General features: G+C 70.3%; 18 protein-coding genes. 17 read left to right on the forward strand and 1 reads right to left on the reverse strand.

Annotated features, from left to right (window positions below; translation table 11 throughout):
- Position 1: 1 nt before the first annotated feature.
- Positions 2 to 1,075, forward strand: coding sequence for a peptide chain release factor 1 (prfA, locus tag NUH29_RS14140; protein WP_258799885.1), 1,074 nt, complete (start codon positions 2 to 4; stop codon positions 1,073 to 1,075).
- Between the two features lie 16 nt (positions 1,076 to 1,091).
- Positions 1,092 to 1,967 carry a peptide chain release factor N(5)-glutamine methyltransferase gene (gene prmC / locus NUH29_RS14145; protein ID WP_258799933.1) on the forward strand — a complete coding sequence of 292 codons (876 nt, stop codon included), beginning with the start codon at positions 1,092 to 1,094 and terminating at the stop codon, positions 1,965 to 1,967.
- Between the two features lie 226 nt (positions 1,968 to 2,193).
- Here prmC and NUH29_RS14150 read toward each other — a convergent pair whose 3' ends face one another.
- Positions 2,194 to 2,808, reverse strand: a complete 615-nt coding sequence (locus NUH29_RS14150; RefSeq protein ID WP_258799887.1) for an HAD-IA family hydrolase — start codon at positions 2,806 to 2,808, stop codon at positions 2,194 to 2,196.
- Positions 2,809 to 2,907: 99 nt separating this feature from the next.
- Here NUH29_RS14150 and NUH29_RS14155 point away from each other — a divergent pair, with 99 nt between their 5' ends.
- From NUH29_RS14155 to NUH29_RS14225, 15 genes are all read left to right on the forward strand, one after another.
- Complete coding sequence (locus NUH29_RS14155; protein WP_258799889.1) at positions 2,908 to 3,585, forward strand: L-threonylcarbamoyladenylate synthase; 678 nt, start codon at positions 2,908 to 2,910, stop codon at positions 3,583 to 3,585.
- A complete protein-coding gene (locus NUH29_RS14160; RefSeq protein WP_373317470.1) occupies positions 3,582 to 4,883 on the forward strand; it encodes an MraY family glycosyltransferase in 1,302 nt (433 codons plus the stop codon). Before NUH29_RS14155 ends, NUH29_RS14160 begins: the two co-directional genes overlap by 4 nt.
- On the forward strand, positions 4,880 to 5,359 hold the full coding sequence (locus NUH29_RS14165) for a Cg1360 family ATP-synthase-associated protein (protein ID WP_258799892.1): 480 nt from the start codon (positions 4,880 to 4,882) through the stop codon (positions 5,357 to 5,359). Before NUH29_RS14160 ends, NUH29_RS14165 begins: the two co-directional genes overlap by 4 nt.
- Before the next feature lie 222 nt (positions 5,360 to 5,581).
- Entirely contained in the window at positions 5,582 to 6,250 is a 669-nt protein-coding gene (atpB, locus tag NUH29_RS14170) for a F0F1 ATP synthase subunit A (protein ID WP_308445778.1), read from the forward strand.
- 39 nt (positions 6,251 to 6,289) lie between these two features.
- On the forward strand, positions 6,290 to 6,511 hold the full coding sequence (gene atpE / locus NUH29_RS14175; RefSeq protein WP_258799893.1) for a F0F1 ATP synthase subunit C: 222 nt from the start codon (positions 6,290 to 6,292) through the stop codon (positions 6,509 to 6,511).
- Between the two features lie 27 nt (positions 6,512 to 6,538).
- Positions 6,539 to 7,078 (forward strand): F0F1 ATP synthase subunit B, encoded by a 540-nt coding sequence (locus tag NUH29_RS14180; protein ID WP_258799894.1) that lies wholly within the window; start codon positions 6,539 to 6,541, stop codon positions 7,076 to 7,078.
- Positions 7,078 to 7,869, forward strand: a complete 792-nt coding sequence (locus NUH29_RS14185) for a F0F1 ATP synthase subunit delta (protein ID WP_258799895.1) — start codon at positions 7,078 to 7,080, stop codon at positions 7,867 to 7,869. The genes NUH29_RS14180 and NUH29_RS14185 overlap by 1 nt, the downstream gene beginning before the upstream one ends.
- 33 nt (positions 7,870 to 7,902) lie before the next feature.
- Positions 7,903 to 9,540 (forward strand): F0F1 ATP synthase subunit alpha, encoded by a 1,638-nt coding sequence (atpA, locus tag NUH29_RS14190; RefSeq protein ID WP_258799896.1) that lies wholly within the window; start codon positions 7,903 to 7,905, stop codon positions 9,538 to 9,540.
- Between the two features lie 53 nt (positions 9,541 to 9,593).
- On the forward strand, positions 9,594 to 10,493 hold the full coding sequence (locus tag NUH29_RS14195; protein ID WP_258799897.1) for a F0F1 ATP synthase subunit gamma: 900 nt from the start codon (positions 9,594 to 9,596) through the stop codon (positions 10,491 to 10,493).
- 18 nt (positions 10,494 to 10,511) lie between these two features.
- Positions 10,512 to 11,978: a F0F1 ATP synthase subunit beta gene (gene atpD / locus NUH29_RS14200; protein WP_258799898.1), complete on the forward strand. Its 1,467-nt coding sequence runs from the start codon at positions 10,512 to 10,514 to the stop codon at positions 11,976 to 11,978.
- A 2-nt stretch (positions 11,979 to 11,980) separates the two neighbouring features.
- The gene (locus NUH29_RS14205; protein ID WP_258799899.1) at positions 11,981 to 12,238 is read left to right on the forward strand and encodes a F0F1 ATP synthase subunit epsilon; all 258 of its coding nucleotides are present in this window, start codon (positions 11,981 to 11,983) and stop codon (positions 12,236 to 12,238) included.
- Between the two features lie 54 nt (positions 12,239 to 12,292).
- Positions 12,293 to 12,814: a P-loop nucleotide/nucleoside kinase family protein gene (locus tag NUH29_RS14210; protein WP_258799900.1), complete on the forward strand. Its 522-nt coding sequence runs from the start codon at positions 12,293 to 12,295 to the stop codon at positions 12,812 to 12,814.
- An 83-nt stretch (positions 12,815 to 12,897) separates the two neighbouring features.
- The gene (locus NUH29_RS14215; RefSeq protein WP_258799902.1) at positions 12,898 to 13,491 is read left to right on the forward strand and encodes a hypothetical protein; all 594 of its coding nucleotides are present in this window, start codon (positions 12,898 to 12,900) and stop codon (positions 13,489 to 13,491) included.
- Between the two features lie 3 nt (positions 13,492 to 13,494).
- The gene (locus tag NUH29_RS14220) at positions 13,495 to 14,394 is read left to right on the forward strand and encodes a hypothetical protein (RefSeq protein ID WP_258799903.1); all 900 of its coding nucleotides are present in this window, start codon (positions 13,495 to 13,497) and stop codon (positions 14,392 to 14,394) included.
- 49 nt (positions 14,395 to 14,443) lie between these two features.
- Complete coding sequence (locus NUH29_RS14225; protein WP_258799904.1) at positions 14,444 to 15,010, forward strand: hypothetical protein; 567 nt, start codon at positions 14,444 to 14,446, stop codon at positions 15,008 to 15,010.
- Positions 15,011 to 15,029: the final 19 nt, after the last annotated feature.

Raw genomic sequence — 15,029 nt, forward strand, 5'->3', positions numbered from 1 at the left:
CGTGTTCGAGTCGGTCCAGTCGCTGCTGGCCGAGCACGAACAGCTCCAGCAGCAGCTCGCCGATCCCGCCATCCACGCGGATGCGGCGCGCGCGAAGAAGGTCAACCGGCGCTACGCCGAGTTGAGCCAGATCGCCGCGGCGCATGCCGCGTGGCAGCAGGCCCAGTCCGACCTCGAGGCGGCGCGCGAGCTCGCCCGTGAGGACGAGGCCTTCGCCGAGGAGGTGCCCGCTCTCGAGGAGTCGGTGCAGTCGGCGCAGGAGAAGCTTCGGCGGCTCCTGATCCCGCGCGACCCGGACGACGGGCGCGACGTGATCATGGAGATCAAGGGCGGCGAGGGCGGCGAGGAGTCGGCGCTGTTCGCGGCCGACCTGCTGCGGATGTACCTGCACTACGCCGAGTCGCGCGGGTGGAAGACGGAGCTGCTCGAGCGCACCGAGTCCGACCTCGGCGGCTACAAGGACGTGCAGGTCGCGATCAAGTCGAACGCCACCGACCCCGCCGACGGCGTGTGGGCGAGCCTCAAGTACGAGGGCGGGGTGCACCGCGTGCAGCGGGTGCCGGCGACCGAGTCGCAGGGACGCATCCACACCTCGACGACGGGCGTGCTCGTGTTCCCCGAGGTCGACGAGCCCGAGGAGATCCACATCGATCCGAACGAGCTGAAGATCGACGTCTTCCGCTCCTCGGGCCCCGGCGGCCAGTCGGTCAACACGACCGACTCGGCGGTGCGCATCACCCACCTGCCGACCGGCATCGTCGTGTCGATGCAGAACGAGAAGTCGCAGCTGCAGAACCGCGAGGCGGGCATGCGCGTGCTGCGCGCCCGGCTGCTGGCGAAGCAGCAGGAGGAGCTCGCCGCCGTCGCATCCGACGCCCGCCGCAGTCAGATCCGCTCGATGGACCGCTCGGAGCGCATCCGCACCTACAACTTCCCCGAGAACCGCATCGCCGACCACCGCACCGGGTACAAGGCGTACAACCTCGACCAGGTGATGAACGGCTCGATCCAGCCGCTGCTCGACTCGTGCATCCAGATGGACGAGGAGGCGCGGCTCGCCGCGCTCGCCGAGTGACCCCACGCCGATGACCATGACCGACCTCGCCCCGCTGAGATCCGTCTCGGAGCTGCGCGCCCACGGCGTCCGCGTGCTCGAGCTGGCCCACGTGCCGACGCCCGAGGCGGACGCCGAGCTGCTGCTCGCGCACGTGCTGGGGCTCAGCCGCGGCCAGGTGCAGGCGAAGGCCGTCACGGGTTCGGGCGTCGATCCGGACGAGCTGCTCGCCTACCTCGAGGCCGTCGAGCGCCGCGCGGCCCGCGAGCCGCTGCAGCACATCACGGGCGTCGCGCCGTTCCGTTCGCTCGAGCTCGCCGTCGGACCCGGCGTCTTCGTGCCGCGCCCCGAGACGGAGTTCGTGGCGCAGCTCGCCATCGACGCGCTGCAGGCCGTCGCCTCGCCGGTGCCGGTGGCGGTCGACCTGGGTACCGGATCCGGTGCCCTCGCCCTCGCCCTCGCCACCGAGGTGCCGCACGCCCGCGTCGCCGCGGTCGAGAACTCGCCGCGCGCGTTCATCTGGGCGAAGGAGAACGCGCGCCGCATCGGCGCCGACAACCTGCGCCTCGTCTTCGCGGATCTCGCCGAGGCCCTGCCCGAGCTCGACGGCACGGTCGACGTGCTGGTCTCCAACCCGCCGTACATCCCCGACGACGCGATCCCGCGCGATCCGGAGGTGCGGCTCCACGATCCCGCCGTCGCGCTCTACGGAGGGCCGGACGGGCTCGACGTCGTGCGTGCGCTCTCACGACGCGCGCTCGCCCTGCTGCGCCCGGGCGGCGCGCTCGTGATCGAGCACGGCGAGCTGCAGGGCGCCGAGCTGCGCGCCCTCCTCGAGGCCGACGGCTGGCGCGCCGCCGCGACCCACCGCGACCTCCTGGGCCGCGACCGCGCGACGACGGCGCTGCGCTGAGTCCCTCGGCGCCGCGATGATCCGCGGCGCGTGCAGTGCGAAGTCCGCCTCCCCGCCTCTTCACCTCTCCCTCGGCATCCCGAATCAAGGACTTCGGCAACCGATCTCAAGGAGTCGAGCCGCTCAGCCGGCCGCATTCGCCACATGGGCCACGGCAGGCACACGGCGTCCTTGAGTTGGGTTGCTCGGCTCCTTGATTCGGGATGCTGCCCGGGCCAGGGCGCGGCTACGCGCGCGCGGCGGCGAAGTCCTTGATCGCGGCGCGCAAGCCCTCGGCCGTGCCGTAGCGGTAGGTCGTGATGCCGAGGGATGCGGCGGACGCCACGTTCTCCGGGAGATCGTCGACGAAGAAGGTGTCGCGCGGGTCGGTCGCGTAGTGCTCCAGCACGCGCTCGAACACGCGCGGATCGGGCTTGCGGGCGCCGTACCGGCTCGAGGTGCGCAGGTGGTCACCGAACAGCGGCGCGATCTCGGGGGCCAGCCGCGCGAGGTGCTCGTCGACGAGGGGACCGTTGTTGGTGAGCAGGCTCACCCTCCCGAGCTCGGCGGCGCGCGCGACGGCGGCGATCGCATCCGGACGGGCCGTCATCGCTGATCGCCGATTGGCGAGCCAGTCGTCCGTCGTGATCTCGACGCCGAACGCCGCACCGAAGGCCGCGCGGTACGCCTCGCCGTCCGCGAAGCCGCCCGCCTCGGCGGCCCACTCGCCCTCGTCGTGCCACCAGCGGCGGCGCAGCTCGGCGAGCTCGAGGCCGGTGAGCGCGGTCAGCCCGGCCATCCGGGCGCGCCAGTCGTAGTCGTAGAGGACGTCGTCCATGTCGAAGAGGAACAGCAGGCTCATCACCTCCATCCTCGCCGACGCCCGGAACCCTCGGCGACCGCCGAGACGAGCGAGAACCCGATCGGCGGCCCCGGCGCGCACTCCTAGGATGGAGGGGCCATGGCGATCTACGACACGGGCGTCCCCGACCAGCTGATGACCGGGATGCGCCTCGCCCGCGGCGCCATCGGGCGCGGCGAACTCGTCGTCATCCCCACCGACACGGTGTACGGGGTCGCCGCCGACGCCTTCTCGCCGGCAGCCGTGCAGCGCCTGCTCGACGCGAAGGGACGCGACCGCACGGCCCCGCCGCCCGTGCTCGTCCCGGGTGTCGAGACCCTCGACGCGCTGGCCGACCCGATCCCGGATGAAGTGCGCGCCCTGGTCGCCGAGTTCTGGCCCGGCGGGCTCACCGTGATCCTGCGCGCGCGGGCGATGCTCGACTGGGACCTCGGCGAGACCCGGGGCACGGTCGCGCTGCGGATGCCGTCGGACCCGATCGCCCTCGAGCTGCTGGCCGAGACCGGCCCGCTCGCGGTGTCGAGTGCCAACCGCACCGGCGAGCCCGCCGCGCTCTCCGCAGCCGAGGCCGAGGCGATGCTCGGAGACAGCGTCGCCGTCTACCTCGAGGCGGGCGCCGCGGGGGAGGGCTACCCCGACGCGGCCGCCCACACGGGGTCCACGATCGTCGACGCCACCAACCTCGAGCACCCGGACGGCAGGCTGCGCATCGTCCGCCACGGCGTCATCCCCGACGCCGAGATCGTGCGCGTCGTCGGAGCCGATCGATGCGACTGATCTTCTACATCGTCACCGCGGGGATCGCCGCGATCGTCTCGTTCGGTCTGTCGATGGTGATCTGGAAGCTGTCGACACGCTTCCGGCTCTACCCGAAGATCCGCGAGCGCGACGTGCACACCCGCCCGACCCCGCGGCTCGGCGGAGTCGCGATGTTCCTCGGCGTCGTGGCCGCCTTCGCGGTCGGATCGCTGTTCCCCTCGCTCGCGATCATCTACTCGCAGCCCGCCCACGTCTGGGGCCTGCTCGGCTCGGCCGTCATGATCGTGCTCATCGGCGTCGCCGACGACATCTGGGACCTCGACTGGCTCACCAAGCTCACCGGCCAGCTGCTCGCCGCCGCCCTGCTGGCCTGGTCGGGCATCCAGTTCCTCTCGTTCCCGCTGCCGAAGCTGTTCGGCGCGGCCGACTCGTCGTCGTCGGTCATCGTCACCCTCGCCCCGTGGCAGTCGCTCGTGATCACGGTGATCGTGATCGTGCTCGTGATGAACGCCATCAACTTCATCGACGGTCTCGACGGCCTGGTGTCGGGTGTCGCGATCATCGCCAACGGCGTGTTCTCGGTGTACGTGTTCTTCGTGTCGTCGGGTCCGACCGGGCAGAGCGACTACTTCAACCTCGCGCAGCTCATCTCGGCCGTGCTCATCGGCGCCTGCGTCGGCTTCCTGCCGCTCAACTGGCACCCGGCTCGTCTCTTCATGGGCGACGCCGGCGCGCTGCTGGTCGGCCTCATGATGGCGGCGTCCACGATCGCTGTCACCGGCCAGATCGACCCGGATCGCATCGAGGAGACGGTCGGAAGCGCCCGGCAGCTGTTCCCGGCGCTCATCCCGCTGCTCCTGCCGTTCGCGATCCTCGTGGTGCCGCTGCTCGACTTCAGCCTCGCGGTGATCCGTCGCCTCCGCGCCGGAAAGTCGCCGTTCAGCGCCGACCGCAAGCACCTGCACCACCGACTGCTCGACATGGGGCACTCGCACCTGCACGCGGTGCTCATCCTGTACGCGTGGACCGCTGCGGCATCGATCGGCATGCTGCTGTTCCTGTTCATCGACACCTGGTGGGCGGCGCTCGCGACGGTGCTCGGGCTCGTCGCGTGCGCGATCGTCACGCTCGCGCCGCTCAGCCGGCGCAAGGCGGTCGAGGCCGCCGTGCAGAGCGCGGATGCCGCGACCGCGGCGGATGCGCAGCTCGCGCGCTTCGATCCGCTCGACGCGGCGGCGAACCTGGACATCGAGCCGAGCGACGCCGCCGCGCGGGAGGCTCTGCGCCGGCTGCAGGAGAAGGAGTCATCCGCATGACCGCCGTCAACCGCGTCCTCACGCGCGCGCTCATCTGGGGTGCGATCGTCGCCGCGGTGCTCGCCGTTCTCGGCGGCGGCATCGGCGCGCTCGTGGCGGGCACGCCGGGGCTCGTCGGGGGAGTGCTCGGGGCCTCGCTCGCCTTCGTCTTCGGCGCGACGACCTCCGCGAGCATCCTCATCGCATCCCGGGTCGCCGGGGGCGACATGCTCAACCCGGCGTACTTCGGGATCGTGCTCGGCACCTGGTTCCTCAAGCTCGTGCTGTTCTTCGTGCTCTCGCTCGTCCTGCGGGGTCAGGACTGGCTGGATCCGGCCGTCTTCGCGATCGTCGCGATCGTCGCGGTGCTCGCCTCGCTGGTCGTCGACGTGGTCGCGATGGTGCGCACCCGCGTGCCCTACGTCGACGTCGAATTGCCCGCCGAGAACAGGGACCAAGGGCCCGATCAGCCCGGCGGGGGGCCCCGGAATGTCTGATAGTGTGAGTGTCACATCCCCTTCGATCGCCGCGTTTCGCACGCCCCGATTCTGGAGAGCATTCTGTCTCTGCTAGCCACCCTCATCCCGTTCGTCGCCGCCGACGGAACGGGCGACGGCGATTTCCACGGTCCTTCGATCGATGAGTTCTTCCCCGACGCCATCCTCTTCGCCGGCACGCCGTTCGAGCTCAACCGCGTCCTCCTGATCCGCCTGCTCGCGGTGACGGTGGTCGTGCTGCTGCTGTGGCTCGGTTCGCGCAGCATGAAGCTCGTCCCGGGCCGCGGCCAGGCCGCCTTCGAGTTCGTGGTCGACTTCGTGCGCAAGGGCATCGTCATCGACACCCTCGGCGAGAAGGACGGCAAGCGGTTCATGCCGCTGCTGTTCACGATCTTCTTCCTGCTGCTCGGCCTGAACCTCACGAGCACCATCCCCGGGCTCCAGATCCCGAGCACGGGCCTCATCGGCCAGGCGCTCCTGATGGCGATCATCGCGTACGTCACCTTCATCTACGCGGGCGTCAAGAAGTTCGGCGTCGGGCACTTCCTGAAGAACTCGCTCTGGCTCCCGGGCGTGCCGACCGGTGTCAAGCCGATCGTGGCCGTGCTCGAGTTCCTCTCGACCTTCATCGTGCGCCCGATCACGCTGACCCTCCGACTCACGATGAACATGGTCGCGGGCCACATGCTGCTCGTGCTCTGCTTCTCCGCGACGGGCTTCTTCTTCGCGATCCTCGTCGGCGGTCAGGCGATCGGCCTCATCGGCTTCGGCACGCTCACCCTGGGTGTCGCGTTCACCGTCCTCGAGATCTTCGTGGCGGCCCTGCAGGCCTACATCTTCACCATCCTCACCGCCATCTACATCCAGTTGGCTCTGGCCGAGAGCCACTGAGCCCGCGGCATCCCCGCACCATCCCCGAAAGGATCATCCATGAACCTCGTTGGACACCTCGCGCCGCTCGCCTTCGGCCTCGCGGCCATCGGCTCCGGTATCGGCGTCGGTCTCATCGTCGGCAAGACGATCGAGTCGGTCGCCCGCCAGCCCGAGCTCGCCGGTCGCCTGCAGACCCTCATGTGGATCGGTATCGCGATCACCGAGGCGCTCTGCTTCATCGCCATCGGCGTCGCGTTCATCCCGTTCCCCGCCCCGTAAGTCATCCCCTCGTTCGAAGGAGTCTGAATGCATCTCGCATTCACCGCCGCCGCCGAGGGCGAGGAGAGCGGCAGCATCCTGCTGCCGGCGCTTCCGGACCTCATCTGGGGCACCGTCGCGTTCCTGATCGTCCTGCTCTTCGTCGTCTGGAAGGTGCTGCCGAACATCAACAAGGCGCTCGACGCGCGCGCCGAGGCGATCGAGGGCGGCCTGAAGCGCGCCGAGGAGGCGCAGGCGCAGGCCACCGCAGCGCTCGAGGACTACACGGCCCAGCTCGCCGAGGCGCGCGCCGAGGCAGCGAAGATCCGCGAGACCGCGCGTCTCGACGCGGGCAAGATCTCCGCCGAGATCCGTGAGCAGGCGCAGGCCGATGCCGCGCGCATCGTCGCCAACGCGCAGACCCAGATCGAGGCCGAGCGCGCCGCAGCGCTCGCCTCGCTCAAGCAGGAGGTGGGCACGCTCGCCCTCGACCTCGCCTCCGGCGTGGTCGGTGCGAGCCTGTCCGACGACGCGAAGGCCGCCGTGGTGGTCGACCGCTTCCTCGCCGAGCTGGGGGCCTCGAAGTAATGGGTTCCGCGACTCGCGCCGCACTCGCCGCAGGGGCCGCAGAGCTGGCCGCCGCGAAGGGCACGACGCTCGAGACCGGCGAGCAGCTGCTCGCCGCCGCTCGGGCGCTCGACTCCTCCGCACAGCTGCGCTCGCTGCTCGCGGACCCCGCGGTCGAGCCGACGGAGAAGAAGGCCCTCATCGGGCGCATCTTCTCCACCCTCAGCCCCGCGGCCACCGAGCTGCTGGCCGGCCTCGCCTCCAGTCGCTGGTCGACCGCATCCGACCTGGTCGACGGCGTCGAGGAGATCGGCATCCGCGCCATCGCGGGCGCCGCCCCCAGCGCCGACGCGATCGTCGGGGAGCTGTTCGCGCTCGAGCGGGCCGCGTCGAGCGACGCCGAGCTCGAACTGGCCCTCGGCAGCAAGCTCGCCGAGCCGGCCGCGAAGGCCGCCCTCGTGTCGAAGCTGCTCGCGAAGTCCGGCTCCGCCGGAACCCTCGCGATCGCCCGGCACCTGGTGCAGAGCCCGCGCGGGCGCCGCATCGGCGCGCTGCTCGGCGGCGCAGCCGACATCGTGGCGGATGCCGCGGGCAGCATCGTGGCGACCGTCACGGTGGCCGCGCCGCTCGCCGCCGCGCAGCAGGCCACGCTCGAGACGCAGCTCACGCAGCGACTCGGGCGCACCCCGCGCCTCCAGTACCTCATCGATCCCGCCGTCATCGGCGGGGTGCGCGTGCAGGTCGGCGACACCGTCATCGACGGCACGATCGCGACCCGCCTCGCCGACCTCCGACTCCAGCTCGCCGGATAACCCGGCCCCGACAACCTGACAGACAGGCACCCCATGGCAGACATCACCATCAGCCCCGACGAGATCCGCGACGCCCTCAAGGACTTCGTCGCCGGTTACCAGCCCTCGGCCGCCGCGGCCACCGAGGTCGGCACCGTCACCGACGCCGCCGACGGCATCGCCCACGTCGAGGGTCTCCCCGGCGTCATGGCCAACGAGCTGCTCCGCTTCGCGGACGGCACCCTCGGCCTCGCGCTGAACCTCGACGAGAACGAGATCGGCGTCATCGTGCTGGGCGAGTTCACCGGCATCGAGGAGGGCCAGGAGGTCACCCGCACCGGCGAGGTGCTCTCCTCGCCCGTCGGCGACGGCTTCCTCGGCCGCGTGGTCGACCCGCTCGGCAACCCGATCGACGGTCTCGGCGAGATCAAGGCGGAGGGCCGTCGCGCCCTCGAGCTCCAGGCTCCCGGCGTCATGCAGCGCAAGTCGGTGCACGAGCCCATGCAGACCGGCATCAAGGCGATCGACGCGATGATCCCGGTCGGCCGCGGCCAGCGCCAGCTCATCATCGGCGACCGCCAGACCGGCAAGACGGCGATCGCGATCGACACGATCATCAACCAGAAGGCCAACTGGGACTCGGGCGACGTCAGCAAGCAGGTTCGCTGCATCTACGTCGCCATCGGTCAGAAGGGCTCCACGATCGCGGCCGTCAAGGGCGCTCTCGAGGACGCCGGCGCCATGGAGTACACGACGATCGTCGCCGCTCCGGCCTCCGACCCCGCCGGCTTCAAGTACCTGGCGCCCTACACCGGTTCGGCCATCGGCCAGCACTGGATGTACGGCGGCAAGCACGTCCTGATCATCTTCGACGACCTGTCGAAGCAGGCCGAGGCCTACCGCGCCGTGTCGCTGCTGCTGCGCCGCCCGCCGGGCCGCGAGGCCTACCCCGGCGACGTGTTCTACCTGCACTCGCGTCTGCTCGAGCGTTGCGCGAAGCTGTCGGACGAGCTCGGCGCCGGTTCGATGACGGGTCTGCCGATCATCGAGACCAAGGCGAACGACGTGTCGGCCTACATCCCGACCAACGTCATCTCGATCACCGACGGCCAGATCTTCCTGCAGTCCGACCTCTTCAACGCCAACCAGCGTCCGGCGGTCGACGTGGGCATCTCGGTGTCCCGCGTCGGCGGTGACGCCCAGGTGAAGTCGATCAAGAAGGTCTCCGGAACCCTGAAGCTCGAGCTCGCCCAGTACCGCGCGCTCGAGGCGTTCGCGCTGTTCGCCTCGGACCTCGACGCGACGAGCCGTCGTCAGCTCGAGCGCGGCGCGCGCCTGACCGAGCTCCTCCGTCAGCCGCAGTACTCGCCGTTCCCCGTCGAGCAGCAGGTCGTCTCGATCTGGGCCGGCACGAAGGGCAAACTCGACACCATCCCGGTCGAGGACGTGCTGCGCTTCGAGTCCGAGCTGCTGGACCACCTGGGCCGCAACACGAAGATCCTCGACACGCTGCGCGAGACGAACGTGCTCGACGACGCCACCGAGGCCGAGCTCGAGAAGGCGATCGACGCGTTCATCGTCGACTTCCAGCCGGGCGGCGGCGTCGACCTCGACGCCCTCGGTCGCGAGGAGTTCGAGGCGACCGACGTCGAGGACGTCAACCAGGAGCGCATCGTGAAGGGCAAGCGCTGATCCGCGCACGCCGCACCGCCCTCGAACGACACACCGATAGGAAGAGATAGGACATGGGAGCCCAGCTTCGGGTCTACCGGCAGAAGATCCGCTCTGCCCAGACGACCAAGAAGATCACCCGTGCCATGGAGCTGATCGCGGCGAGCCGCATCCAGAAGGCGCTCCAGCGGGTCTCGGCCTCCGCGCCGTACGCGCGCGCGGTCACGCGCGCCGTCTCGGCCGTCGCGACCTACTCGAACGTGGGCCACGTGCTCACGACCGAGCCGGAGAAGATCCACCGCGCCGCCGTGGTCGTCTTCACCTCCGACCGCGGACTCGCGGGCGCGTTCAACGCGAACGTCCTGCGCGCGAGCGAGGAGCTCACCATGCTCCTCACCGAGCAGGGCCGCGAGGTGGTGCACTACGTCGTCGGACGTCGTGGCGTGAGCTACTTCAACTTCCGCAAGCGCACCCCCGAGCGCGCCTGGATCGGCGACACCGACACCCCGTCCTTCGCGACCGCGCAGGAGATCGGCGAGGAGATCGTCTCCCGCTTCGTGCAGTCGTCGGCCGAGGGCGGCGTGGACGAGATCCACATCGTCTACAACCGCTTCGTGTCGATGCTCACGCAGGAGCCCGAGGTGGTGCGCCTGCTGCCGCTCGAGGTCGTCGAGGGCGTGGACGCGCCCGGTGACGCGGAGGTGTTCCCGCTCTACGAGTTCGAGCCGGAGCCCGAGAAGGTGCTGGATGCGCTGCTCCCGGTCTACATCGAGAGCCGGATCTTCAACGCGCTGCTGCAGTCGGCCGCCTCGAAGCAGGCCGCGACGCAGAAGGCGATGAAGTCGGCCTCCGACAACGCCGACAAGCTCATCCGCGACTACACCCGCCTCGCGAACAACGCGCGTCAGGCGGAGATCACCCAGCAGATTTCCGAGATCGTGGGCGGCGCAGACGCCCTCGGCTCGGCGAAGTAACGATCAGGAAGAGAAACCATGGCTACCGCTACCAAGAAGGCAACGGCATCCGACGCTCCCGCCGCCGGCGGCGTCGGACGCATCGCGCGCGTCACGGGCCCCGTCGTCGACATCGAGTTCCCGCACGACGCGATCCCCGAGATCTACAACGCCCTCCAGACGGAGGTCACCATCGGCGAGAGCACGACCACGCTGACGCTCGAGGTCGCGCAGCACCTCGGCGACGACGTCGTGCGCGCGATCGCCCTGAAGCCGACCGACGGCCTGGTCCGCGGCCAGGAGGTGCGCGACACCGGCGAGGCGATCTCGGTCCCCGTCGGCGACGTCACCAAGGGCCACGTGTGGAACGTGACCGGCGACCTGCTGAACGCCGAGCCCGGCGAGACCATCGAGGTCACCGAGCGCTGGCCGATCCACCGCAAGCCCCCGGCCTTCGACCAGCTCGAGTCGAAGACGCAGCTCTTCGAGACCGGCATCAAGGTCATCGACCTGCTGACCCCGTACGTGCAGGGTGGCAAGATCGGCCTCTTCGGCGGTGCGGGCGTCGGCAAGACGGTCCTCATCCAGGAGATGATCTACCGCGTCGCCGCCAACCACGGTGGTGTGTCGGTGTTCGCCGGCGTCGGCGAGCGCACCCGTGAGGGCAACGACCTCATCCACGAGATGGAGGAGGCGGGCGTCTTCGACAAGACCGCCCTCGTGTTCGGACAGATGGACGAGCCCCCGGGGACGCGTCTGCGCGTCGCCCTCTCGGCGCTGACCATGGCCGAGTACTTCCGCGACGTGCAGAAGCAGGACGTGCTGCTCTTCATCGACAACATCTTCCGCTTCACCCAGGCGGGCTCCGAGGTGTCGACGCTGCTCGGCCGCATGCCCTCCGCCGTGGGTTACCAGCCGAACCTCGCCGACGAGATGGGTGTGCTCCAGGAGCGCATCACCTCGACCCGCGGTCACTCGATCACCTCGCTGCAGGCGATCTACGTGCCGGCCGACGACTACACCGACCCGGCCCCGGCGACGACCTTCGCGCACCTCGACGCGACCACCGAGCTGAGCCGCGAGATCGCCTCGCGCGGTCTGTACCCCGCGGTCGACCCGCTGTCGTCGACGAGCCGCATCATGGACCCGCGCTACCTGGGCGAGGACCACTACCGCGTGGCCACCTCGGTGAAGGCCATCCTCCAGAAGAACAAGGAGCTCCAGGAGATCATCGCGATCCTCGGTGTCGACGAGCTCTCCGAAGAGGACAAGATCACCGTGTCGCGCGCCCGCCGCATCCAGCAGTTCCTGTCGCAGAACACCTACATGGCGACCAAGTTCACGGGTGTCGACGGGTCGACCGTGCCCCTCAAGGAGACCGTCGAGTCGTTCGACGCGATCGTCAAGGGCGAGTTCGACCACGTCGCCGAGCAGGCGTTCTTCAACGTCGGCGGCATCGCCGACGTCGAGCGCAACTGGGACCGCCTCCAGAAGGAGAACAGCTGACCATGGTGCTCAACGTCGCGGTCGTCTCGGCGGAGCGGGAGCTGTGGACCGGCGAGGCCAAGCAGGTCATCGCCCGGACCACCGTGGGCGAGATCGGCATCCTGACCGGGCACGAGCCCGTGCTCGGGATCCTCGCACCCGGGGAGTCGCGGATCACCGCGACCGACGGCACCGTCGTGACGGCGCGCGTGGAGGACGGCTTCCTCTCGGTGCAGGGCGACACGGTCACCATCGTGGCCGGCACGGCCGAGCTGGTCTGATCCCGATCGGCACGGGTGGTGCCGACCGACCCCGCCGACTCCTAGAGTAGAGCCATGCTCATCGTGATGGCGGGTCTCCCTGCGGCCGGCAAGAGCACGATCGCCGAGGTCGTGGGCAACCGGATGGGTGTGCCCGTGGTCTCGGTGGATCCGATCGAGGCGGCCATCCTGTCCGCCGGGATCGGTGCCGACCAGCCCACCGGCCTCGCGGCCTACCTGGTGGCGGAGGCGTTCGCCGACGCGGTGCTGACCGGCGGCGGCAGTGTCGTCGTGGATGCCGTCAACGCGGTCAGCCCGGCGCGCGAGCAGTGGGTGAAGCTCGCCGAGCGGCAGCGCTCCGAGGTGCGCTTCATCGAGGTCGTCTGCTCGGACGAGGTGCTGCACCACCAGCGGCTCACCGCGCGCGCCGAGCGCCTCAGGTCGTCGGCGCTCCCCGGCGCCTTCGCCGTCGAGCAGAGTCTCGACGAGTGGGAGGAGTGGACGGGTCCGAGCGGCGCGATCGCCCGGATCACCCTCGACTCGGTCGATCCTCTGGGCGTCAACGTGGAGCGGGCGCTGACCTTCCTGCAGCGGTGACGGGGCGTCCGGTAGACCGAGCGGTCTAGCCCCGGACGGGGCACAGCGGTTAGCCTGAGGAGTCTGACTCCGAAGGGGGACTCGTGACCGTGCACCCCTCGTCGCGCGCGCAGCGGATGCGCGTGCTGGCGGTCGTCGGGGTGGTGGGCATCGCGGGCTTCGGTGCCGCGGTGGGCTCGACGGCGGCAGCATGGGTCGACGAGGTGCCGTTCGGCGCGGACGCGAGCGCCACGAGCCTCGACATCTGGGTGCGGTTCTCCGACAGCGCCGACTGGGTGGACGTGGGCCTGCCCGGTGACCCCGACACCCTCGTGGTCCCGCTCCACCTGGGGGACATCGCGGCCGCGACACCCGATACGAGCTACCTCGGCGACGTCTTCATCTGCAACGCCGGGAGCGCGGACGGCACCCTCGTCGCCACGGACGCCTACGAGGTCGACGCCGGGGGAGTGCGCGGCGACTACCTGGTCCCGGCCGGAGGCATCGTCGCCTCGGGTGTACCGGTCGGCACGGTCATCCCCGCGGGGTCCTGCCCCGCGTCCCCTGCGGGCGGCGGTGTGCCGACCGATCCGCCCGACGACGTCGTCGGCACGATCGCCCTGACCACGGTCGACGACTTCACCGGCCTGTACGGGGTGCAGACCACCGTCGTGCTCGAACTCACGGTGCAGGGCTGAGTCGTGCGCGCACGCCCGGTGATCCTCGTCGCGGCCCTCGCGGGCGGGCTCGTGACCGGACTCGTGGCGGGTGCCGTCCGCGCATCCGTCTCTCCGACGGATGCGGCATGGGAGGACGGCGCCTCGGCCGAGCTCGGGATCACGGCGATCGCCGATCCGCCGCCCGAGGTCGGCACGGTCGTGATCCCGGACCCCGACTCGGTGCCGGCCACCTCGTTCGATGCGCTGCCCGTCTGGTCGGTCACCTCGCCGACGCAGTTCTGCTTCGACGTCGACGTGCGGACGGAGTCGGACGACCCCGCCGCCTGGAGCGTCCTGATCCATTCCGGGATGCCTCCCTTCAACCAGCCGGGTCCTCCCTTCGGGACACCGGTCGGCACCTTCTACCCCGGGGACCTGGTGGTGACCCAGGCGGCCGACTACGCCGACTCGGGCGATCTCATCGTGACCCCGCAGCGGCCCGATCAGTGGGCGAGCAGCACGACGCCGTTCCACCTCCAGTTCTGCGCCCTCGGCGTGCCGACGCCCGCGTGGCAGCCCGAGGGGCCGGGAACCTGGGAGGTGGTCGACGTGACGCTCGTGCGCAACGGCACCCAGCCCTGCGTGATCGTGACGATCCGCGGCTACCTGCCGTACTACGTGGGGTACACCGCGTCGTTCGCCTGGGATGAGGTGCTCGCCGCGCAGGCGACGCCCGCCGAGCAGGCGCAGTGGATCGACTACACGCACTGGGATGGCACAGCGCCCGGCAACTCGGTGGGGGCGACCGGCGCGACCGGGGCCGACTACCGGGTCTCGCTCACCCCCTACGACAGCCAGTACGCCTACGTCTCGAGTCGCGAGGACCGGGTCATCAGCTCCTGCGCGTTCCTCGGGCGCTCGACAGGCGTGATCACCCCGTGACCGCATCGGCGGCGACAGCTCTCTCATACCGAGGAGAAGGAGGAAGAACATGAACGAGGAGATCGTGGAGGAGGCGGCGCGTCGGCGCCGCCGGATCGGGCTGGCCGCGCGGCTGTCGCTCGCGAGCATCGCCGTCGTGGGGATCGGCGCCGCCATCACGATCGCGGCCTGGACCGACGACGTCTACTTCGGTGCGACCGCGACGTCGAGCAGCTTCGATCTGCAGGGTCGTGTCGGGGCCGGCGACTGGGAGGACATCGGGATCCCGGGCGAGACCACCGAGACCGCGCCGATCGAACTCGACGTCGATGCCGTGGAGCTCTCGCCGGGCGTCGACGTCGACCTTCCGTTCGAGCTGTGCAACGTCGGCACCGCGGACGGGACGATCACGGCGATCTCGACGCCCACCCTCGCCGGTGAGCTGTTCGACACCGCCGGGGCCGAGGTGACGGCGACGGTCGATGCACCGTCGGTGGGCACGGCGGTGCCCTCCGATCCCACGTGCGCGTCGCCGATCTCCGGGAACCTCAACATCACGACGACCGCGGACTTCCCGCCCGCCGCGATGGGGCTCGACGGGACGATCGTCTTCTTCGTGACGGGGACCTCCGACTGAGGCGCGCCCAGCCGGTGAC

The organism is Protaetiibacter mangrovi, assembly GCF_024752305.1.
In the GTDB taxonomy this organism is placed as follows: domain Bacteria; phylum Actinomycetota; class Actinomycetes; order Actinomycetales; family Microbacteriaceae; genus Homoserinibacter; species Homoserinibacter mangrovi.